Genomic DNA, 19,837 nt, shown 5'->3' with positions numbered 1-19,837 from the left:
TACTCACCCGAATCGCCTTCGGCTTCAAATCACCCGACGCCCTCATCGCCCTCGCCATGCTCAGCCTCGGCGGCCACAAACCAGTGCTCCCCGGCCGGGATTAACCCACGGTTACGACAGGAGAGCCATAATTGGTGAGCTTTTCTGCCCCACATAACCAGAGTAGGCCCCGACCGAAGTCGAGGCCTGTTCCATATTTTCGGTACGTTGTGCTACTCGGTGGATCCGAGGGGATTCGAACCCCTGACCCCCTGCATGCCATGCAGGTGCGCTACCAGCTGCGCCACGGACCCAGAATGTGTTTCGCAACTTGCCCGAAACAACTTCTCTAGGCTACTACATGATTAGCCTGCTGCTGACCACCGCTACTCGGCGGCCTTGTGGGCAGGCAGTGCGATGGGAATGACGGGGCAGTCTTTCCACAGACGTTCGAGCGAGTAGTACACGCGCTCTTCCTCGTGGAAAATGTGCACGACGAGATCGCCGAAGTCGACGAGGACCCAGCGCCCCTCGGCACGGCCTTCGCGACGCAACGGTTTGTGGCCGGCCTCGGTCATCTTGTCTTCGATCTCACCGGCGATGGCCACCACGTTGCGCTCGGAGCGGCCCGTGACGATCAGGAAGATGTCGGTGAGAGGCAGGGGATTGGATACGTCGATTGCGACGAGGTCCTCCCCCGCTTTCGAGTCTGCGGCGGCGGCGGCCACCTGGAGGAGCTCGAGAGCATGGGCAGAAGCGGTCATCGAATGAATCCCTGAGTTAGTGAAGGCGAAATGGATGGCATTAGAAAATCTTGAGGACGTAGCCGGCCACGATCAGGGCCAGCACGCCGAAAGCGAGCACGCCTGCGGTAACGGTCAGGACGGCCGGGACGGTCAACCCGCGCTTTCTCGGCGGAGCCATGACACCCCGGGTCGAAGCGTGCGTGCTGACGGCGCGGCTCGCACTGACCGGGGCGACGTCGCTATGGTGTCCACCCTCGTCGAGCTGGTCGAGCATCTGGTCCATGTCCGACGAGTCGAAGACGTTCGGCAGGGCTCCGGTGGAACCGAGGCTGCGGGGTAGATCGATCGACCCGGTGACCATAATCTCGCCGGTGCGCATGAGCGGGCCCGACGAAGATCCGTGGTGCGGGATGGACGGCAGGATCAGGGTGTTGGTCGTGGTCGGAATGCCGCCGGCGCTGATGCCGCGAGCCACGATCTGGTCGAACGGTTCGAGCTGTGTCACGCCGGGAACGTGGTCGTCAACCTCGTCGCGGGCCAGCGACCAGTGTCCGACCGGCGGGTGGAGCACTCCGGGTCGGGACTTGACCTTCGTGCGCGGGGAGGCCTCAATCAGGAACTCGACGGGCGGCGCCACCTTGGCGGGGGCCACCGGAACGTGCAGCGCGTCGATGGCGAAGGGGTGCGCAGCCGTCTCGGGGACAGGTGCGGGTGCGATCGGGGCAGCGGGGAGCGCCGACTCGGTGTGGGAGTTGTGCTTCAGCAGGAATTCGCCGGAATCGCCGGTCTGCGCGGTCTGAAGCGCGCGCAGCTCACGACGGGTCAGGGTGTTGTGGTCCTGTGCGTGGAGAACGCTGCGCGTGCCGTCGACGGCGCGAGGCGCGAACGCGGTCGGTGCGGCGGGATACTGCTGGGCGGCATGCTGCTTTGCGGAAAGGGCATCCGTCGAAGGAACCGGTGCCTGATCCACCGGTGCCGGTTCGAGCGGCGCCGGAGGCGCGGGAACGGCGGATTCGCCGGCGACGACCTGCTCGTTCCGACTAGCCAATTCGCGGGCTTGTCGCCGCGTCAGTGGCTGTGGGTCATTACCCAACGTCATGCCACACTCCGATACAGATGATGCTTTGAGATGTACTGGACAACCCCATCGGGGACCAGATACCAGACCGGGAATCCCCGATTCACACGTTCCCGGCAGTCCGTGGACGAGATGGCCAGAGCCGGAACCTCCAATAAGCTTACGTCCTGGTTGGGCAATCCCGAAATACTGAGCTCGTGTCCCGGACGACTCACAGCCACGAAATGGGCCAGATCCCAAAGCTCCTGAACATCTTTCCAGCCCAGGATCTGCCCCATCGCGTCGGCACCCGTGATGAAGAAGAGCTCCGCGTCCGGGCGTTCGGCGTGCAGATCCCGCAGGGTGTCGATCGTGTACGTGGGCCCGGTTCGGTCGATGTCGACACGGCTGACGGTGAACCGGGGATTGGAGGCGGTGGCGATGACCGTCATGAGATACCGATGCTCGCTCTCGGTCACATCTGCCTTCTGCCACGGCTGACCGGTGGGAACGAAAATGACCGTATCCAGGTCGAAGCTCTGAGCCACCTCGCTGGCGGCCACAAGGTGCCCGTGGTGAATGGGGTCGAACGTGCCGCCCATCACGCCGATGCGCGGTGGGCGGGCCCCGAAATTATGGATGGTGACGCTTCCGATTAGTGGTCGCTGCGCGCGCCGCCGTGGGCGTCGGAGTAAGCCTTCGCCTTGGCCTGGTGGCGGTTGGCGACATCCCGGTAGGACCAGACGACGAAGCCGAGCGCGGCGAAGACCACGAGGGCGATCACTCCGTAGAGGAAGATCGGCATCGGCAAATCGACGAGCCCGGCCTCAGCCAGCACAACGGTCAGGAACGACATGGGATTCTCCATTCAGGGACTCACATGGCACAGCGGTACGCCATGGCCAACAGTCTAGCGGGGGCTATGCGCGCACCTGGCCGGAGCCGCGCACGATCCACTTGGTGCTGGTGAGCTCGGGCAGACCCATCGGCCCGCGAGCGTGCAGTTTCTGAGTGGAAATGCCCACCTCGGCTCCGAAACCGAACTCGCCGCCATCGGTGAACCGGGTCGAGGCATTGACCATGACCGCCGCGGAATCCACTTCTCCGAGGAACCGGTCGGCGTTCACGATGTCGTTTGTGATGATCGACTCCGTGTGCCCGGTCGAGTAGCGACGGATGTGCGCAATGGCGTCGTCGAGGGAGTCGACGACCGCCACGGCCAGTTCGAGGCCCATGTACTCGGTGGACCAGTCCTCCTCCGTGGCCGGCACCGCCGCGGGGAAGATCTCGCGCACGCGGTCGTCGCCGTGCAGGGTAACGCCGGACTCCGTCAGCTTCGCCAGAACGGCCGGCAGGAGCCGCGCGGCCGCGGCCTCGTGCACGAGCAGAGTCTCGAGGGCGTTGCAGACACTGGGCCGGTGCACCTTCGAGTTGTGCACGATGTCGACCGCCCACTCCGGATTCGCCGACTCGTCGACGAAGATGTGCACGACGCCTGCCCCGGTCTCGATCACGGGCACGGTCGACTGGGTGACGACGGCCCGAATCAGACCGGCGCTCCCCCGCGGGATCAGCACGTCGACAAGGCCGCGGGCCTGCATCAGTTCGGTGGCACCGGTACGGCCGAACGGGTCGATGGTCTGCACGCACGCCTCGGGCAGGCCGACCTGCCTGATCGCCGCCTGGAGTAGGGTGACGAGCACCCGGTTGGTGTTCTCGGCGGCCGATCCGCCCCGCAGGACGACGGCGTTGCCACTCTTCAGAGCGATGGCGGCTATGTCCACGGTGACGTTCGGGCGGGCCTCGTAGATGACGCCGACGACACCGAAGGGTACACGCACCTGGCTGATTCGTACGCCGTTGGGCAGGCTGGAGCCGCGCACAACCTCCCCAACGGGATCGGTGAGCAGGCTGATCTCGAGCACGGCGTCGGCGAGGGCGTTAATGCGCGCCTCGTCGAGGCTGAGGCGGTCGAGCATGCCCTCGGAGAGGCCATTGTGCGTGCCGGCGGCCAGATCCAGGGTGTTGGCGGCCAGAATCTCCGCAGCGCTCCCCCGCAGGGCGGCGGCGATCCCGTGCAACGCCTGGTTCTTCAACCCGGTCGACGTCGTGGCCAGAGTTCGGGCGGCGGTTCGGGCGGCTTCGAGGATCGGAGTGATCTGAGGTGAGTCGGTCTGCAACATCCCGGTAGTTTAGGCCAGAGCGGGTTCGAACCAGGTTCCGACCGGGTCGCCGCGGAGTGCCTCGGCAACCAGACCAGTCGATGTGAGCAGCACGGCAGTGCCGGCCTCCGCCGCGATCCGTGCGGCCGACACCTTGGTGTCGGCACCCCCGGTACCCACGCCGGAGCGGCTGCCGCTGAGCTCGACACCGAGCATGGGATCGCCGCAGGGGACGTGATCGATGCGTTCCGCGCCCGGCAGGTGCGGCGCGCGCGTGTAGAGGGCGTCGACGTCGCTGAGCAGGACCAGCAGGTCGGCGTGGATGAGCGTGGCGACCAGGGCGGCCAACCGGTCGTTGTCGCCGAACCGGATCTCGTGGGTGGCGACCGTGTCGTTCTCGTTGACGATCGGCAGGATGCGCAGACCGAGCAGGCGATCCATCGCCCGGTGCGCGTTGCCTCGATGCGAGGGGTTTTCCAGGTCACCGGCAGTGAGCAGCACCTGGCCGGCGACGATGTCGTACCGGTCGAGGCTGTCCTGGTAGCGGAAGATGAGCAGGTTCTGGCCCACGGATGCCGCGGCCTGCTGGGTGGCCAGGTCGGTGGGGCGCTCGTCGAGTTGCAGGTAGGGCATGCCGGTGGCGATGGCCCCGGAGGAGACGAGGACGATCTCTACTCCGCGCCCGTGCGCTTCGGCAAGGGCATCGACGAGCGGGATGATCTGTGCGATGTTCGCGCCGCTGATCGAGGAGGAGCCGACCTTCACAACGATGCGCGCGGCCGACGCGACCTCGTGTCGGCCGAGTGCGCTCACAGAAGCGCTCGGCCGGGCGCGGTGGGCATCGGCTCGAACCAGGTGCCACAGGAGCCGCCGCGGAGGGCCTCTGCGGCCAGGCTCGTCTCAGTGATGAGAACGGCCGTTCCGGCGGAGGCGGCCAGGCGGGCCGCCTTCACCTTGGTGTCCGCCCCGCCGGTGCCCACGGTGCCGGCACCCTTGTTCGCCCCGAACTCCATGCCGTCCAGTTCCTGGTCGAACCCGATAAAGTCGATCGGTTCCGCACCGGGCAGGTGCGGGGGCTTGGTGTAGAGCGCGTCGACGTCGCTGAGCAAGAGCAGTAGGTCGGCGCGGATGAGCACCGAGAGCATGGCGGCGAGCCGGTCGTTGTCGCCGAATCGCAGCCCGTAGGTCGCGACCGTGTCGTTCTCGTTCACGACGGGCATGATGCGCAGGTCCAGCAGCCGGTTCACCGCGCGGCGGGTATTGCTGCGGTGTGGCTCGTTGAGTAGGTCACCCTCTGTTAGCAGCACCTGCCCCGCGGCAATGCCATAGCGGTCCAGAGTCTCCTGGTAACGGGCCGTGAGCACGTTCTGACCCACGGATGCCGCGGCCTGCTGGGTGGCTAGGTCGGCCGGCCGCTCGTCGAGGTTGAGGTAGTCCATGCCGCTGGCGACGGCGCCGCTCGACACCAGGACGACCTCCACGCCGCGATTGTGGGCCTGGGCCAGGACCTCGATCAGAGGTGCGATCTGCTCGGAGTTGTCGCCGCTGATCGACGAGGAGCCGACCTTCACGACGATGCGCCGGGCGGCGGCTACCTGGGCGCGGGAGCGGTGACTCATTCGGCCCCGCTCTCCTTACGGGGCGACACCGGGACTGAACCGTCGCCCGTGAGAGTGTCGCCGTTGTACTCTTCCTCGCCGGTCGACCACATGCCGGCCTCGCGCTCTCGGATCAGTTCGGCGCGTGCGGCTGCCTTGGCGTCCATCCGGCCGAAGTACTCCTCTCGGCGCTCGTTGCTGGTGCGTCGCTTGGAGTCGTCAAGGCGGGTGTCGGTGCCACGCGGTGCCGTGATCAGTTCGGCCGTGGAGGTGAGGGTGGGCTCCCAGTCGAAGACCACGCCGTTGCCGGGTCCGATGATGACCGTCGAGCCGGCGATCGCGCCGGCCTTGAACAGTTCGTTCTCGATGCCGAGCTTGGCCAGGCGGTCGGCCAGGAAGCCGACGGCCTCGTCGTTCTTGAAGTCCGTCTGCTGCACCCAGCGCTCGGGCTTGGTGCCGATGATGCGGTAGATGTTGCCGAACGACCCACCCTCGACCTTGACGACGAAGCCGCTGTCGTCGACGGCCTTCGGGCGGATCACGATGCGCGGCTTGACGGCCTGCGCCGCGGCGGCCTCGACCCGGCCGGCCTCGACGGTCTCGGCCAGCGCGTAGTTGAGCTGCTTGAGACCCTCATGGCTGACGGTCGAGATCTCGAACACGCGGTAACCGCGCGCCTCGAGGTCGGGCTTGACGAACTCCGCGAGCTCCCGGCCCTCGGGAACGTCGATCTTGTTCAGGGCGATCAGCTGGGGGCGGTCGAGGAGCGGCTTCTGGCCGTCGGGCACCGGGTAGGCGGCAAGTTCGCCGAGAATGACGTCGAGGTCGCTGAGCGGGTCACGGTCAGGGTCGAGTGTGGCGCAGTCGAGGATGTGCAGCAACGCCGTACACCGTTCCACGTGACGAAGGAATTCGAGGCCGAGGCCCTTTCCCTCGCTGGCGCCCTCGATCAGTCCGGGCACGTCGGCGACGGTGTAGCGCACCTCGCCGGCATCCACGACGCCGAGGTTGGGGTGCAGGGTCGTGAACGGGTAATCCGCGATCTTGGGCCGGGCCGCCGAGATGGCCGCGATCAAGCTGGACTTGCCGGCCGAGGGGTAGCCGACGAGCGCGACATCCGCGACGGTCTTGAGTTCAAGCTGGATGTCGCCTTCCCAGCCGTAGGTGCCGAGCAGGGCGAAGCCGGGGGCTTTGCGTTTGAGCGAGGCCAGGGCCGCGTTGCCGAGCCCGCCCTGACCGCCAGGCGCCACGACGATGCGGAAGCCCGGCTCGGTCATGTCGGCGAGTTCGTTGCCCTCGGCGTCTTTGACCACGGTGCCGAGCGGGACGGCCAGCTCCATCAGCTCGCTGCCGAAGCCGGCGCGGTGGTCACCCATGCCGGGGCCGCCGTTCGCGGAACTGCGGTGCGGGGACCGATGGTAACCGAGGAGGGTCGTCACGTTCGGGTCAGCGACGAGCACGATGTCACCACCGCTTCCGCCGTTGCCGCCGTCAGGGCCGGCGAGCGGCTTGAACTTCTCACGCTTGACGGAGACACAGCCGTTCCCTCCGTTGCCTGCTCGCAGGTGGAGAGTGACGTGGTCAACAAACGTGGCCATGGGGGTGCCCCTTTCAGGTGGCAAAAAGCTCAGTGGTGCGTAAATCATTGGTGCTATGCATCTTGTCGTGCGGGTGCCGTGAAACACGCAAAGGGCGAGCCGAAGCCCGCCCTCACGCTTACCGATGTGAAATGCCTAAGCGGCAGCCACCACGATGTTGACGACCTTGCGGCCGCCCTTGGCGCCGAACTCAACCGAGCCGGGCTCGAGAGCGAAGAGCGTGTCGTCGCCACCACGGCCGACGTTGACGCCGGGGTGGAAGTGGGTGCCGCGCTGACGGACGATGATCTCGCCCGCGCTGACAACCTGACCGCCGAAGCGCTTCACGCCGAGGCGCTGGGCGTTGGAGTCGCGACCGTTGCGAGTGGAACTCGCGCCTTTTTTATGTGCCATCTGTTCTGCTCCTCAGGGCCTAGGCGATGCCGGTAACCTGAACGCGAGTGAGCTCCTGACGGTGCCCCTGACGCTTCTTGTACCCGGTCTTGTTCTTGAACTTCTGGATGACGATCTTCGGACCGCGGAGATCGTTCAAAACCTCGGCCGTGACCGTTATCTTGGCCAGTGACTGGGAGTCAGAGGTGATCGTGTCGCCGTCGACGAGAAGCACTGCGGCCAGCTCGACGTTGCCGTCCTTATTGGCTTTGATTCGGTCCATCGTGACGATGGTCCCGACCTCTACCTTTTCCTGCCGCCCACCGGCGCGCACAACTGCGTAAACCACGTTACGTACCTATCTCTGGGGAGCCGTGAGGCCCCGTGATGGAAAGTTACTGCCTTAAACACGCCAAGTCGGCCCGTCGCTCTCAGAAAACCACGGTGATCGCGGGGGCAAAAGCCCGTCGCACACCAAAAGTCAACGTTAGCCGATCCTGCTGCGACGGTCAAACCGAGGCCGGATCATAGAATCGGGTAATGACCGTCTTGATCGACAAGCCGATGTGGCCCGCGCATGGCACCGTCTGGTCCCATCTTGTCAGCGATTCGTCACTGGCCGAACTGCACGCTTTCGCGGCCCGCAACGGAATCCCCCGCCGCGGCTTCGACCTGGACCACTACGACGTACCCGCCCACCGCTATGACGCCCTCGTGGCCTCGGGGGCGCATCCGGTGGACAATCGGGAACTGGTTCTCCGGCTCCGCGCAAGCGGCCTGCGTGTGCGCGGGCGGGACCGATCGGGCAGCGGCTCTCTCCCAGAGTCCTGATCGGGGCCCGAAGCGCTGCCTCGCCGGTTGAAAGAGATCGGGAGACCGGCGACGCCCAGCCCCGTGGGCTGTGCGCCGCCGGTCTCCCGATCGACTCGATTCGTTCCTGCAGGGATTCTCGTTACTGCTGGGAATCCGGGGCCGTGGTCATGATCGGCTGGGCCGACCCGGTGGATCCGCCGGCCGTCGTCACCCGCCGGCTGCGCGAACGCCCCTGGCCCGGCTGCTTGGGCTCGGGCAGGGCGTCCAGCACCGAGTCCAGCAGCTGGTCGGTGACCTGCTTGCTGACCGTGCGGCGGCTACGGGAGGACTTCTTGACCGGGATGTCCAGGATGGCGACGGGCTCGTCGTCGTCGGGCGCTGCGGCCTCGTGCGCGGCAGGCGCCTCGACCGGGGTCTGCTGCGCGTCCTGCACCGGGGTTTCCGGGGTCACGATGGGCGCTGCGCCCCGCTGGCGGGGCGTGGAGGACGCCCTACGGCTGCGGCGTGCCGACGGTGCAGACGTCTCGGCCGCGACTGCCTCATTCACGGCCTCCTCGATCGGGTTGGCCTCGGCGGCCGGGTTGGCTGATGCGGCGGTCGCCGCGCCGACAGATGACCCGTCGGCTGAGGCCGCGGGGGCGGCCGCCTTCTCCGCGGGAACCGATTCCGGCATCGCCTCAGGCAGGGCAATGATCGGGATCGAGCCGGTCAGGGCGCGCGGGATGGTGCGGGCGGCGATCAGGGCGAGGGCGTGCTTGGCATCCTCGGTGATGCCGTGGGTGCCGTGTCCGGACTTGCCGGCATCGGCCTGAGACGCGTGCACGGCTGCGGAGTTGGTACCGTTTCCGTTTCCGTTTCCGCCGCGGTGTCCGTTGTCGCCGCCGGAATTGGTGCCCGACTTGCTGCGCGGGCGACGCTCCATGGCCGGCTGAGCCGTCTGGCGGTGCTTGAGCACCGGGTCGTGGTGGATGACGATGCCTCGGCCGGCGCAGGCTTCACAGTTCTCGCTAAATGATTCCAGGAGTCCGAGACCGAGCTTTTTGCGGGTCATCTGCACAAGCCCGAGCGAGGTGACCTCGGCGACCTGATGCTTGGTGCGGTCGCGGCTCAGGCATTCGAGCATGCGGCGCAGCACGAGGTCGCGGTTGGTTTCGAGGACCATGTCGATGAAGTCGACGACGATGATGCCGCCGATGTCGCGCAGACGCAGCTGGCGAACGATCTCTTCGGCAGCCTCGAGGTTGTTCTTCGTGACGGTCTCCTCGAGGTTTCCACCAGAGCCGACGAACTTGCCGGTGTTGACATCGACGACGGTCATGGCCTCGGTGCGGTCGATCACGAGGGAGCCACCGGACGGTAGCCAGACCTTGCGGTCGAGGGCCTTCTCGATCTGCTCCGAAATGCGGTGCTCGTCGAAGGCGTCGTTCTCGCCCTCGTAGCGCTCCACGCGCTCCACCAGGTCCGGTGCGACCTGGCGCAGGTAGGCCTCGATGACCTCCCGGGATTCCTCGCCGGAGATGACCATCTTCTGAAAGTCCTCGTTGAAGACATCCCGCACGATCTTGATCAGAAGGTCCGGTTCGCTGTGCAGCAGGGCCGGTGCCTGCACCGTGTCGACCTGCTTGGCGATGGACGCCCACTGCGAGGTGAGCCGGTTGACGTCGAGCGTGAGCTGCTCGTCGGTGGCACCCTCGGCCGCGGTGCGCACGATGACTCCCACGTTCTCGGGCAGAACCTCCTTGAGGATCTTCTTCAAGCGCGCCCGCTCGGTGTCGGGCAACTTGCGGCTGATCCCGTTCATCGAGCCGTTCGGCACGTAGACGAGGTAGCGGCCGGGCAGTGACACTTGGCTGGTGAGTCGCGCACCCTTGTGCCCGATCGGGTCCTTCGTGACCTGCACGAGCACCTTGTCGCCCGGCTTGAGCGCGAGCTCGATGCGCCGAGCCTGGCTGCTGTTGCCGGAGTTCTCGGCGGCAGCCTCCCAGTCGACCTCACCCGAGTACAGCACGGCGTTGCGGCCGCGTCCGATGTCGACGAAGGCTGCTTCCATGCTCGGCAGCACGTTCTGCACCTTGCCCAGGTAGACGTTTCCGATCAGCGAGGCATCCTGATTCTTGGCGACGTAGTGCTCGACCAGCACACCGTCTTCCAGCACCCCGATCTGAATCTTGTTCTGCTTGGCCCGCACGACCATGACCCGGTCGACGGATTCGCGGCGGGCGAGGAACTCGGCCTCGGTGATCACCGGGCGACGGCGCCCGGCATCGCGGCCGTCACGGCGGCGCTGCTTCTTGGCCTCGAGGCGGGTCGACCCCTTGATCCGCTGGGGTTCGGTGATGAGTTCGGGTTCGCGGGGCGTACGCACGCGAACAACGGTGTTCGCGGGGTCGTCGGATCCGGACCGGTTCTCGTCGCCGGTGCGCCGACGGGCGCGACGACGAACGGTCGACGACTCGTCGCCCTCGTCGTCATGGTCCTGACGGATGTCCTGGCCGGTGTCCTGGCGCTGGTCCTGGCGCGCGGTGTCGCGGCGCGCTCCGGTGCGGGCCGGTTGCGGCACGATGACCGGGGCCTGGAACACCAGCGAGGTGGACGGGCGGCGAACCACATCGGCGGTCGGGGTGGGCGGCGGCGTCGGTTCCACGGCAGCGTCCTGTTCTGAGTCGGGGGTTTCGCCGAACGGAGCGGCGGCTGCCGGCTCGGTCACGGCGTCGTCGGTGTGGACGCGGGGTGTCTGCGCTGCTGAAAGCGGCTCGCGCGTCGCCGCAGCGACGTTCTGTGCGGCGTCATTGTGCTGCGCACTGTTGTTCTCAGGCGCGGCCTCCGGAACGGCCACCGGGGTGGCAGCCCTCCGCGAGGTGCGGCGGGTGCCGAATAAACCCTTGCGTTTTTTGATGTTTTCGTTGTCTTCCACCATCACTGGCGCGCTCCTTGACCAGTGTGGGCGACCGCGCCACCCATCCGGCTACTCTCTCGTGCGAGGATCACGCTTGCGCGAAACCCTCGGAAATCCTCGTCGTTCGCAACCGGCTCTTGGCTCTGGCTGCTAATACCTTTGGTCGTGGGACCAATGAATCTGGGCCTTTACGGCCCATTAAGACTTGTATGGCGTCAACTTGAGCGCGGCCCAAGCGACTGTTCCGATTATCGCATGCATTCTCAGGAACACATGCGAGGCACATGACATAATCCAAACGTGCCCCACAACCCGCCCGTCAAGCGCCCCATCGGGCTCGCCATCTTCTTCATCATCGGTGGTTTGATCGCCCTCACCGCGGCTTTCCTCCTGACCGTCGACAAGTTCGCGATCCTCGAGGACCCGCAGGCCCAGCTTTCCTGCAACTTCAGTGTGCTGGTGGGCTGCAGCACCAACCTGGGATCGTGGCAGGGTGCCATCCTCGGTTTCCCCAACCCGGTGATCGGCTTGATGGCCTGGCCGGTCGTCATCGCGATCGGCGCCGCGATCCTGGCCGGGGCGCGGTTAGCCCGCTGGTTCTGGATCGCGCTGAACGTGGGCGTCACCGGCGCCCTCGCGTTCGTGATCTGGCTGATGGCGCAGAGCTTCTTCGAGCTCGACGTGCTCTGCCCGTGGTGCATGGTGACCTGGACGGTCACGATCCCAATGTTCCTAGCCGTGACGCTGCACAACCTCACGGCGGGCAACCTCCCAGCGGGGCCGCGCGTGCGGCGCCTGGCATCCGTCGCCTCCTCCTGGATCATCGTGATCACGATCGTCTGCTATCTGATCGCCGCCGTCATCGCCCAGGTCGAGATGGACTTCCTGAACCGCCTGTAATGGCGACCCTGCCCCCGTCCGGTTGAGACCCGGTGGTCGAGCTCCGGTGACGTGGCGGCCGGAGGTTGCCGCTCCGGGCATCCGTGGCGGTTGCTAACCTCGGAGATTTTTGCGACACGCCGCTCACGGCGCCAAAACCGGTGTGTCTCAAAAATTTCCGCGTTTATGTGACGACGGATGCGTGCTGCGCGCCCCGCGACGGCTGTTCCCTTTCCACCACAATACGCGTTTGATCAGGTTATCCACAGGGCGCTGACGGGTGCCGATCTGGGGCATGGAATGTCAGTGGCTGCCCGTAACGTTTGTCTCATGGAGTCCTCATACAGTGAGCAGCTAGAACGCCTGGGTCGTCACTTCGACGCCATCCGGGAGACCCAGGCGGACGCCGCCCTGGGTCGACGCCCACCTGGCCGAACAGGTCGATCAGGCCCGCCGGTTCGCCGAAGCCCTGGCCCGCGACGCGGCCCAGGCAGCCAAAGACAAGGCCAGGGAAAGACCCCGGCCGGGGGGGGTTCACACAACCACCGGGTTTCGACCGGCAGAGCCATCGGCCGGCTCAGCCAGCACCGCGGCTCAGCGCGTGGTTACGGTTCCGCCGAGAGAGGCGACCGCCCGCAGCAGTCGGGGACCCTCGGCGACCCAGGCCACGAGCATCACGACCAGGGATGCGGCGAAGATCCAGAATCCGGTCCAGCCGTCGTCGCTCTGCGCCGCGTACATGTGGTTCAGGTTGCGCAGGGCACCGGTGGCGAACACCAGCGTGACGTGGATCACGATGAATGCAAGGAAAAAGACCATCACGCCCACGTGCACGGCCCTGGTCGGGCGCAGCGGAAACAGTTCTCCAAGCCGGCGCGACGTGCAGAGCGGTGACAGACGGATGCCCGAGGCCAAGGCGAGCGGCGCGGCCACGAACACGATGCTGAAGTAGCTCAGAGTTTGTAGCGCGTTGTAGTTCACCCAGCCGTCGGTGACCGGCCAGTCCAGCGAGGCGTACTGGAGGGCGGCCGAGAGCGCATTCGGAATGATGTCCCAGCTGACCGGCACGATGCGCACCCACTGACCGGTGACGAACAGCAGCACGTAGAAGACGATCCCGTTGAGTACCCAAAGGGCATCCACCGCGAGGTGCAGCCAGAGGTTGATGCCCAGCCGGCGGGGGGCACGTCGGGTTCGAAAAAGGCCGGTGTTGCGCCGGGTCCAGAACATGCTCGGGCGCCCGGCCGTGCGGATCTGCCAACCCGAACGCACGATGAAGAGCAGGAAGAAAACATTCAGGCCGTGCTGCCACGCCAGCCACGCGGGGAAGCCGACGGGGGCCCACGACGGCAACGGCGAGGCCCCCGGGAAGTCGACCAAGAACTCCTGCGCCATCGGCAGGGAACGGATGCCCCGGGCGGCGAGCACGACGGCGACCAGCAGGATGATCGCCAGCGGGATTGCCCAGACCAGATTGAACCAGGGGTTCCGGGCATGCGGCATGGTGAGGCTTTCTAGTCAGACGAATCAAAGAGGATGTCGGCACATGCTCAGCGGGGCTCTGCCATCATCGGCCATTCTGCGACAGCGGTGCGCTTGGTGCACAAAGCAACGACATCTGGTACCGACGAGAACAGCCGCCTCCAAGCATCCGGTCAGTGGCTGTTCCCCGGTCGGTAAGGGTCAGTCGAACCAGAGGGCCAGTTCGCGGTCGGCCGACTCGGGCGAGTCGGAGCCGTGCACGAGGTTCTGCTGCTCCTTGGTGCCCCAGTCTCGGCCGAAGTCGCCGCGGATGGTGCCGGGAGCCGCGGTGGTCGGGTCGGTTGTGCCGGCCAGGGAGCGGAAGCCCTCGATCACGCGTTCGCCGGCGATGCGCAGCACGAGGATCGGACCGCTTTCCATGAACTCCACGAGAGGTTCGAAGAACGGCTTGCCCTGGTGCTCGGCGTAATGCTCGGCCAGCAGGGACCTGTCGGCCTGCACGAGCTTCGCGTCGACGAGGGAGTACCCCTTCTGCTCAATGCGACGCAGGATCTCGCCGGAGAGGTTGCGGGCAACGCCATCCGGTTTGACCAATACGAGCGTTTCCTGGACCTGGGTGCTCATGAGTTCTCCTTCTCGTTGTTCTCGTTGTTGGGAAAGTTCTGGTTCTGGTTGTCGATCCGGGAGCCGGCGATCATGCAGTACGTCCACATGGCGGCGAACATGCCGCCGACGAAGAACATGGCCGGATTGAGGAAGCCGGCGGCCACCATGATCAGCTGGAGGATCCAGCCGACCACGTAGGCCCACTCGTAACGAAGCAGCGCGAGCACGGCCACCATGGCCAGCCCCAGCACGGCTCCGCCGCCGAGGGCGAGCCACGGCGGCAACGCCTGCAGACCGAAGATCACCAGGGCGGCGAGGGCAACCACGATGACCTCGAAGCCGAGCACGATCGTCGCGAGCGTGCGCTTCACCGAGCGGGGAGCGGACGTCATTTCGCCAGCCATTCCCGTGCGTCGGCCAGAATGATGGCTTCGCCGACGAGGGTGATCGACCCGGTCACGATCACAGCCCGCTTGGGCGACTCGAGGGCCCAGTCCCTGGCGGAGTCGAGGGCCTGCGCGAGGTCGTCGAACCGGACGGTTGTCTCCTCGCTGCCGAGGTCGGCGATCAGATCGGCGAGGTCGTCGACGCCGATCGCGCGCTCGGACTGCGACTGTGTGACGTGGAACCGCACCACCTTGGACTGCAGCGCGGTGATGATGCCGGTCGCATCCTTGTCGGTGAGGATGCCCACCACGGCCACAATCTCGTCGAAGTCGAAGTAATCGGCCAGTGCAGTGCTGAGGGCGGCCGCTCCGTGCGGATTGTGCGCGGCATCCACCAGGACGGTCGGTGCGATCCCGATCAGTTGCAGGCGTCCGGGCGAGGTGACCTGCGCGAGGCCCTCCTCGACCAGGTCATGCGAGAGCGCCGTGGTGCCGGCCCCGAGGAAGGACTCGACGGCGGCGATCGCGACGGCCGCATTCTGCGCCTGGTGCGTGCCGTACAGCGGCAGGAACAGGTCCGAGTAGGTGCCGGCGAGGCCGCGCACCGAGATGAGCTGCCCGCCCACGGCGACCTGGTTTTTGAGCAGGACGAAATCCTCGCCCTCACTGGCCAGGGTCGATTCGGTCAGCTCGGCGGCCCGCTCGAGTTCGGCCTGCGCCGCCTCGCCCTGCCGGGCGGAGACCACGGCGGCGGACGGCTTGATGATGCCGGCCTTGGTGCGGGCGATCTCGGCGATCGTGTTGCCGAGGCGGAGCGTGTGGTCGAGGGCGATGGGCGTGAACACGGCCACCTGCCCGTCGGCGACGTTGGTGGAATCCCACTCGCCGCCCATGCCGACCTCGATCACGGCGACGTCGACGGGGGCGTCGGCGAAGCAGGCGAAGGCCAGCACGGTGAGCGCCTCGAAGAAGGTGAGCACGTCGTCGCCTGCCGCCTCGAGCTCCGCGTCGACCATGGCCAGGAAGGGTTCGATGTCGGCCCAGTTCGCGGCCAGGGCCTCATCGGTGATGAACTCCCCGTCGATCACGATGCGCTCGTTGAGCCGCACCAGGTGCGGGCTCGTCATCAGTCCCGTGCGCAGCCCGTAGGCGCGCACGATGCTCTCGGTGATGCGGCTCGTGCTGGTCTTGCCGTTGGTGCCGGTGATATGGATCACCGGGTAGACGGTCTGAGGGTCACCCAGCAGTTCGAGCGCCCGCCGGGTCGGGGCCAGACGCGGCTTCGGCGCACCCTCGCCCACGCGGGCGAGGAGGGCGGCGAAGACGGCGTCCCCGGCCTCACGGCCGGCGTCGGAGGACTGGCGCGGCCTCTTCGATCCGGGCTCCTTCGATCCGGGCTCCTTCGATCCGGGCTTCTTCGATCCGGGCTTCTTGGGTTCAGACATGGACGAGTCCGTTCTCTCGGGCGACGGCGACCAGGACGGTCCCCCGGTTGGCATAGTGACCAGCCTCGTAAAGCACGTAGTGCTCGACGGGGAAGCCGACCAGGCTCTGCAGCCATTCGGACGGCAGGCCGTGCGCCAGGCTGTCATCGGACACCTCGGTGGCCACATGGGTGGCGAACCGGAGGGTCAGGGTCTCCGCAGCGACGTCGATGCCGGCCGCAAGGGCGAAGGTCGCGGCGTCCTCGGCGGAGTAGAAGACAAGGTCGAGACGGATGCGGTCGCTCACTTCGAATCCGGCCGACTTGCGGGTGTCCTGCACGGCGCGGATCAGGTCGCGGGCGAAGCCCTCCGCCTCGAGTTCCGGAGTGGTCTGCGTCTCCAGCAGCACGAAACCGCCGCCCGCCAGGAGCGCCAGAGCCGGGGCATCCACCGCCGTGTCGTCAGCGACGGCGGAACCGTCGGCCGGACCGGTCTGCAGCACGAGTTCGTACTCCCCCGCGGCGAGCGGGGTACCGCCGGCGGTGACGACGCCGTCGGTTTCGCTCCAGTCGCCGGCGCGGGCGGCCTTGATGACCTGCTGCACCTGCTTGCCGAGTCGCGGGCCGGCTGCCCGGGCGTTCACGGTGAGCCGGGAGGTGATGCCGTAGGCGCTCGCGCTGTCGTCGGCCAGTTCGACCAAACGCACGCTCTTCACATTCAGCTCGTCGCGCAGGATGCCCTCGAACGGGGCCAGGGCCGCCGTGTCGGTGGTGACCACGGTCAGGGTGGCCAGCGGCAGACGCACGCGCAGCCCGGACTGCTTGCGCAGTGACAGCACGGTGGAGCTGATGGTGCGCACCTGGTCCATCGCGGTGACGAGAACGGCATCGGCCGGGAACAATTCGGCGTCGGGCCAGTCGGTCAGGTGCACGCTGCGACCGCCGGTGAGGCCCTGCCAGATACGCTCGGTGACGAGCGGGAGCATCGGGGCGGCCACCCGCGTCACCGTTTCGAGCACGGTGTAGAGCGTGTCGAAAGCCTCGTTTGCGGTGGATGAGACCGTCGAGACCGAGACAGAGGCCCCGGCGCCGGCGCCGGCCCAGAACCGGTCGCGCGAGCGGCGAACGTACCAGTTGGTGAGCACGTCGGCGAAGTCCCGGATTCGAGCGGTCGCCTGGGTGCTGTCGAGGTTCTCGAGGTCGGCAGTGACTTCCACGATCAGATCGCGGGTCTTGGCCAGCAGGTAGCGGTCGAGCACGTCGGTCGAGTCGGTGCGCCAGGTGGCGTCGTAGCCGTTCTCCCCGGACGCGTTGGCGTAGAGGGAGAAGAAGTACCAGGTGCTCCAGAGCGGGAGCATAACCTGGCGGGTACCCTCGCGGATGCCCTCCTCGGTGACGATCAGGTTGCCACCGCGCAGCACGGAGGAGCTCATCAGGAACCAGCGCATGGCATCCGAGCCGTCCCGGTCGAACACCTCGTTCACGTCGGGATAGTTGCGCAGCGACTTGGACATCTTCTGGCCGTCGTTGCCGAGCACGATGCCGTGGCTGACCACGTTCTTGAAGGCCGGACGGTCGAACAGGGCGGTGGAGAGCGTGTGCAGCATGTAGAACCAGCCGCGGGTCTGGCCGATGTACTCCACGATGAAGTCGGCCGGGTTGTGGCTGTCGAACCAGTCGGCGTTCTCGAACGGGTAGTGCACCTGCGCGAACGGCATCGAGCCGGAGTCGAACCAGACGTCGAGCACATCCGTGATGCGCCGCATGGTGGACCGCCCGGTGGGGTCGTCGGGGTTGGGTCGGGTGAGCGCGTCGATATAGGGGCGGTGAAGGTCGGTGGGGCGCACGCCGAAGTCCGCCTCGAGCTCGTCGAGCGAGCCGTAGACGTCGACGCGCGGATAGTCGGGGTTGTCGCTCTTCCAGACCGGGATGGGCGAACCCCAGTACCGGTTGCGGCTGATCGACCAGTCGCGGGCGTTGCCGATCCACTTGCCGAACTGGCCGTCCTTGACGTTCTCCGGCACCCAATTGATGTCCTGGTTCAGGTCCACCAGACGCTCGCGGAAGTCCGTGACGCGCACGAACCAGCTCGACACGGCCTTGTAGATCAGCGGGTTGCGGCAGCGCCAGCAGTGCGGGTAGGAGTGCTCGTAGCTGGCCTGGCGCAGCAGGCGCCCCTCATTCTTGATCAGCTGGGTGAGCGGCTTGTTCGCGTCGCTCCAGAGCTGGCCGGCGACCTCGGGCACGTCGGAGAGGAACTTGCCGCCCGCGTCGAGGGAGATGATCACCGGGATGCCGGCGGCCACGGAGATCTTCTGGTCCTCCTCGCCGTATGCGGGCGCCTGGTGCACGATGCCGGTTCCGTCGGCGGTGGTGACGTAGTCGGCCACGACGACGGTCCAGGCGTTCTCGGTGCCCCAGACCGCGGTGTCGGCGTAGTAGTCGAAGAGGCGGTCGTAGCTGACGCCCTCCAGGGCGCTGCCGAGAACCGTGCGGGAGATCGCCGCGGTCGCCTCTGCCGCCGAGTCGTAGCCGAGGTCCTTGGCGTAGTTGCCGACCAGGTCGATCGCGATCAGGTATTCGGCGCCGAAAACCTCGGTGGTTGCGACGGATGCCGCGGCATCCGCTCCGGAAACGGCCTCCCGCAGCACGGTGGCGTCCGGGGTGCCGTTCGGCCCGGCCGGCACGACGGCATAGACGATCTCCGGGCCCACGGCGAGCGCCAGGTTCGTCGGGAGGGTCCAGGGGGTGGTCGTCCAGGCCAGGGCGCGCACGGCGGTCAGCCCGAGGGCTTCGGCCTTGGCGCCGACCAGCGGGAAGGTGACCGTGACGGTCTGGTCCTGGCGCATCTTGTAGACGTCGTCGTCCATGCGCAGTTCGTGGTTGGACAGCGGTGTCTGGTCGCGCCAACAGTACGGCAGCACCCGGTAGCCCTCGTAGGCCAGGCCCTTGTCGTGCAGGCGCTTGAAGGCCCAGATCACGGACTCCATGAAGGTGATGTCGAGCGTCTTGTAGTCGTTCTCGAAGTCGACCCAGCGCGCCTGGCGGGTGACGTACTCCTCCCACACCTTGGTGTACTTGAGCACGGAGCTGCGGGCGACGGCGTTGAAGGCCCCGATGCCCATCTTCTCGATCTCGCTCTTGTCGGTGATGCCGAGCTCGCGTTCGGCTTCGAGCTCGGCCGGCAAGCCGTGCGTGTCCCAGCCGAACCGGCGGTGCACCTGCTTGCCGCGCATGGTCTGGAAGCGCGGGAAGAGGTCCTTCGCGTACCCGGTCAGCAGGTGGCCGTAGTGCGGCAGCCCGTTGGCGAACGGCGGGCCGTCATAGAAGACCCACTCGGGGGCATCCGCACGGTTGTCGATCGACGCCTGGAAGGTGCCGTCGGCTTTCCAGAACGCGAGCACCTCGGTTTCGATCTGGGGAAAGTTCGGTGAGGGCACGATGCCGCCGGGTTGGGCGGGAGAAGCGGACTGCTGGCCTTTGGGGTACGTCATGTCTCTCCTGGACGAGTCGGGCAGGTTGTGTCATTCACAGATCTGCCCCTGTTCCACGAGGACGCCGACTCCGAACGGGATTCGCCGCGGTACCACCTCGCTTGTCTCCCGGAGCCGAGGCTTCGGAAAACCGCTTGTTCTGAGGCTGTGACGGGCCCGACCCGTTCGGTTCTACTGAGAACCGCCGCGAGGGTGGTTGCCGTTCTTCCGAAGACTCACCGGTGATAGCCGGATCACAGTCCTACTTGAAAAGTCTACCCTGCGCCTAACCCCGGGTGTACAGCGCGCGGTGCCCGCACACGTCTGCTCAGCGAACAGCTCTCCTGTGTTCTACGATGGTCCTCAA

The 19,837-nt window shown here is 66.6% G+C and carries 18 protein-coding genes and 1 tRNA gene; 2 read left to right on the top strand and 17 right to left on the bottom strand.

Annotated features, from left to right (window positions below):
- Positions 1–220: 220 nt before the first annotated feature.
- From E3O47_RS04880 to rplU, 11 genes are all read right to left on the bottom strand, one after another.
- Positions 221–293: transfer RNA gene (locus tag E3O47_RS04880), tRNA-Ala, on the bottom strand.
- A 72-nt stretch (positions 294–365) separates the two neighbouring features.
- On the bottom strand, positions 366–743 hold the full coding sequence (gene rsfS / locus E3O47_RS04875; protein WP_104194944.1) for a ribosome silencing factor: 378 nt from the start codon (positions 741–743) through the stop codon (positions 366–368).
- 40 nt (positions 744–783) lie between these two features.
- On the bottom strand, positions 784–1,773 hold the full coding sequence (locus E3O47_RS04870; RefSeq protein ID WP_134419675.1) for a hypothetical protein: 990 nt from the start codon (positions 1,771–1,773) through the stop codon (positions 784–786).
- A 47-nt stretch (positions 1,774–1,820) separates the two neighbouring features.
- The gene (nadD, locus tag E3O47_RS04865; RefSeq protein WP_255570938.1) at positions 1,821–2,423 is read right to left on the bottom strand and encodes a nicotinate-nucleotide adenylyltransferase; all 603 of its coding nucleotides are present in this window, start codon (positions 2,421–2,423) and stop codon (positions 1,821–1,823) included.
- A 14-nt stretch (positions 2,424–2,437) separates the two neighbouring features.
- The gene (locus E3O47_RS04860; RefSeq protein ID WP_104103428.1) at positions 2,438–2,638 is read right to left on the bottom strand and encodes a hypothetical protein; all 201 of its coding nucleotides are present in this window, start codon (positions 2,636–2,638) and stop codon (positions 2,438–2,440) included.
- Positions 2,639–2,702: 64 nt separating this feature from the next.
- Complete coding sequence (locus E3O47_RS04855) at positions 2,703–3,965, bottom strand: glutamate-5-semialdehyde dehydrogenase (protein WP_104103426.1); 1,263 nt, start codon at positions 3,963–3,965, stop codon at positions 2,703–2,705.
- Positions 3,966–3,974: 9 nt separating this feature from the next.
- Complete coding sequence (proB, locus tag E3O47_RS04850) at positions 3,975–4,757, bottom strand: glutamate 5-kinase (RefSeq protein ID WP_104103424.1); 783 nt, start codon at positions 4,755–4,757, stop codon at positions 3,975–3,977.
- Entirely contained in the window at positions 4,754–5,563 is an 810-nt protein-coding gene (proB, locus tag E3O47_RS04845; protein ID WP_134343140.1) for a glutamate 5-kinase, read from the bottom strand. Before proB (E3O47_RS04845) ends, proB (E3O47_RS04850) begins: the two co-directional genes overlap by 4 nt.
- Positions 5,560–7,140 carry a GTPase ObgE gene (obgE, locus tag E3O47_RS04840; RefSeq protein ID WP_104103417.1) on the bottom strand — a complete coding sequence of 527 codons (1,581 nt, stop codon included), beginning with the start codon at positions 7,138–7,140 and terminating at the stop codon, positions 5,560–5,562. Before obgE ends, proB (E3O47_RS04845) begins: the two co-directional genes overlap by 4 nt.
- 135 nt (positions 7,141–7,275) lie before the next feature.
- Positions 7,276–7,533 carry a 50S ribosomal protein L27 gene (rpmA, locus tag E3O47_RS04835; protein WP_104169636.1) on the bottom strand — a complete coding sequence of 86 codons (258 nt, stop codon included), beginning with the start codon at positions 7,531–7,533 and terminating at the stop codon, positions 7,276–7,278.
- A 19-nt stretch (positions 7,534–7,552) separates the two neighbouring features.
- Positions 7,553–7,861 carry a 50S ribosomal protein L21 gene (rplU, locus tag E3O47_RS04830; RefSeq protein ID WP_104103412.1) on the bottom strand — a complete coding sequence of 103 codons (309 nt, stop codon included), beginning with the start codon at positions 7,859–7,861 and terminating at the stop codon, positions 7,553–7,555.
- Positions 7,862–8,052: 191 nt separating this feature from the next.
- Between rplU and E3O47_RS04825 the strand changes: the two genes are divergently transcribed.
- Positions 8,053–8,343, top strand: coding sequence for a DUF4031 domain-containing protein (locus E3O47_RS04825; protein ID WP_104103409.1), 291 nt, complete (start codon positions 8,053–8,055; stop codon positions 8,341–8,343).
- A 121-nt stretch (positions 8,344–8,464) separates the two neighbouring features.
- Here E3O47_RS04825 and E3O47_RS04820 read toward each other — a convergent pair whose 3' ends face one another.
- Positions 8,465–11,242, bottom strand: coding sequence for an Rne/Rng family ribonuclease (locus E3O47_RS04820; protein WP_134419686.1), 2,778 nt, complete (start codon positions 11,240–11,242; stop codon positions 8,465–8,467).
- A gap of 279 nt (positions 11,243–11,521) precedes the next feature.
- Between E3O47_RS04820 and E3O47_RS04815 the strand changes: the two genes are divergently transcribed.
- Positions 11,522–12,121: a vitamin K epoxide reductase family protein gene (locus tag E3O47_RS04815; RefSeq protein WP_241977406.1), complete on the top strand. Its 600-nt coding sequence runs from the start codon at positions 11,522–11,524 to the stop codon at positions 12,119–12,121.
- A gap of 573 nt (positions 12,122–12,694) precedes the next feature.
- On the opposite strand, the gene E3O47_RS04810 is transcribed toward E3O47_RS04815, so the two are convergent.
- From E3O47_RS04810 to ileS, 5 genes are all read right to left on the bottom strand, one after another.
- Positions 12,695–13,603, bottom strand: a complete 909-nt coding sequence (locus E3O47_RS04810) for a hypothetical protein (protein ID WP_104103402.1) — start codon at positions 13,601–13,603, stop codon at positions 12,695–12,697.
- Positions 13,604–13,783: 180 nt separating this feature from the next.
- The gene (ndk, locus tag E3O47_RS04805; RefSeq protein WP_104103399.1) at positions 13,784–14,206 is read right to left on the bottom strand and encodes a nucleoside-diphosphate kinase; all 423 of its coding nucleotides are present in this window, start codon (positions 14,204–14,206) and stop codon (positions 13,784–13,786) included.
- Entirely contained in the window at positions 14,203–14,580 is a 378-nt protein-coding gene (locus E3O47_RS04800) for a DUF4233 domain-containing protein (RefSeq protein ID WP_158250313.1), read from the bottom strand. Before E3O47_RS04800 ends, ndk begins: the two co-directional genes overlap by 4 nt.
- A complete protein-coding gene (locus E3O47_RS04795) occupies positions 14,577–16,019 on the bottom strand; it encodes a folylpolyglutamate synthase/dihydrofolate synthase family protein (protein WP_134419673.1) in 1,443 nt (480 codons plus the stop codon). The genes E3O47_RS04800 and E3O47_RS04795 overlap by 4 nt, the downstream gene beginning before the upstream one ends.
- Positions 16,012–19,491 carry an isoleucine--tRNA ligase gene (gene ileS / locus E3O47_RS04790; RefSeq protein ID WP_134419671.1) on the bottom strand — a complete coding sequence of 1,160 codons (3,480 nt, stop codon included), beginning with the start codon at positions 19,489–19,491 and terminating at the stop codon, positions 16,012–16,014. The genes E3O47_RS04795 and ileS overlap by 8 nt, the downstream gene beginning before the upstream one ends.
- Positions 19,492–19,837 lie beyond the last annotated feature (346 nt).

Source organism: Cryobacterium sp. TMT2-17-1 (assembly GCF_004402765.1).
In the GTDB taxonomy this organism is placed as follows: Bacteria; Actinomycetota; Actinomycetes; order Actinomycetales; family Microbacteriaceae; genus Cryobacterium; species Cryobacterium sandaracinum.
This window is presented reverse-complemented; position numbering and strand designations above follow the sequence as displayed.

What these genes read in the sequence shown, in the direction of transcription:
- E3O47_RS04820 (WP_134419686.1), bottom strand. Translation starts at nt 11,242, where the DNA reads ATGGTGGAAGACAACGAAAACATCAAAAAACGCAAGGGTTTATTCGGC.
- rpmA (WP_104169636.1), bottom strand. Translation starts at nt 7,533, where the DNA reads ATGGCACATAAAAAAGGCGCGAGTTCCACTCGCAACGGTCGCGACTCC.
- rsfS (WP_104194944.1), bottom strand. Translation starts at nt 743, where the DNA reads ATGACCGCTTCTGCCCATGCTCTCGAGCTCCTCCAGGTGGCCGCCGCC.
- ndk (WP_104103399.1), bottom strand. Translation starts at nt 14,206, where the DNA reads ATGAGCACCCAGGTCCAGGAAACGCTCGTATTGGTCAAACCGGATGGC.
- E3O47_RS04800 (WP_158250313.1), bottom strand. Translation starts at nt 14,580, where the DNA reads ATGACGTCCGCTCCCCGCTCGGTGAAGCGCACGCTCGCGACGATCGTG.
- proB (WP_134343140.1), bottom strand. Translation starts at nt 5,563, where the DNA reads ATGAGTCACCGCTCCCGCGCCCAGGTAGCCGCCGCCCGGCGCATCGTC.
- obgE (WP_104103417.1), bottom strand. Translation starts at nt 7,140, where the DNA reads ATGGCCACGTTTGTTGACCACGTCACTCTCCACCTGCGAGCAGGCAAC.
- E3O47_RS04860 (WP_104103428.1), bottom strand. Translation starts at nt 2,638, where the DNA reads ATGTCGTTCCTGACCGTTGTGCTGGCTGAGGCCGGGCTCGTCGATTTG.
- E3O47_RS04810 (WP_104103402.1), bottom strand. Translation starts at nt 13,603, where the DNA reads ATGCCGCATGCCCGGAACCCCTGGTTCAATCTGGTCTGGGCAATCCCG.
- ileS (WP_134419671.1), bottom strand. Translation starts at nt 19,491, where the DNA reads ATGACGTACCCCAAAGGCCAGCAGTCCGCTTCTCCCGCCCAACCCGGC.
- E3O47_RS04855 (WP_104103426.1), bottom strand. Translation starts at nt 3,965, where the DNA reads ATGTTGCAGACCGACTCACCTCAGATCACTCCGATCCTCGAAGCCGCC.
- E3O47_RS04825 (WP_104103409.1), top strand. Translation starts at nt 8,053, where the DNA reads ATGACCGTCTTGATCGACAAGCCGATGTGGCCCGCGCATGGCACCGTC.
- E3O47_RS04795 (WP_134419673.1), bottom strand. Translation starts at nt 16,019, where the DNA reads ATGTCTGAACCCAAGAAGCCCGGATCGAAGAAGCCCGGATCGAAGGAG.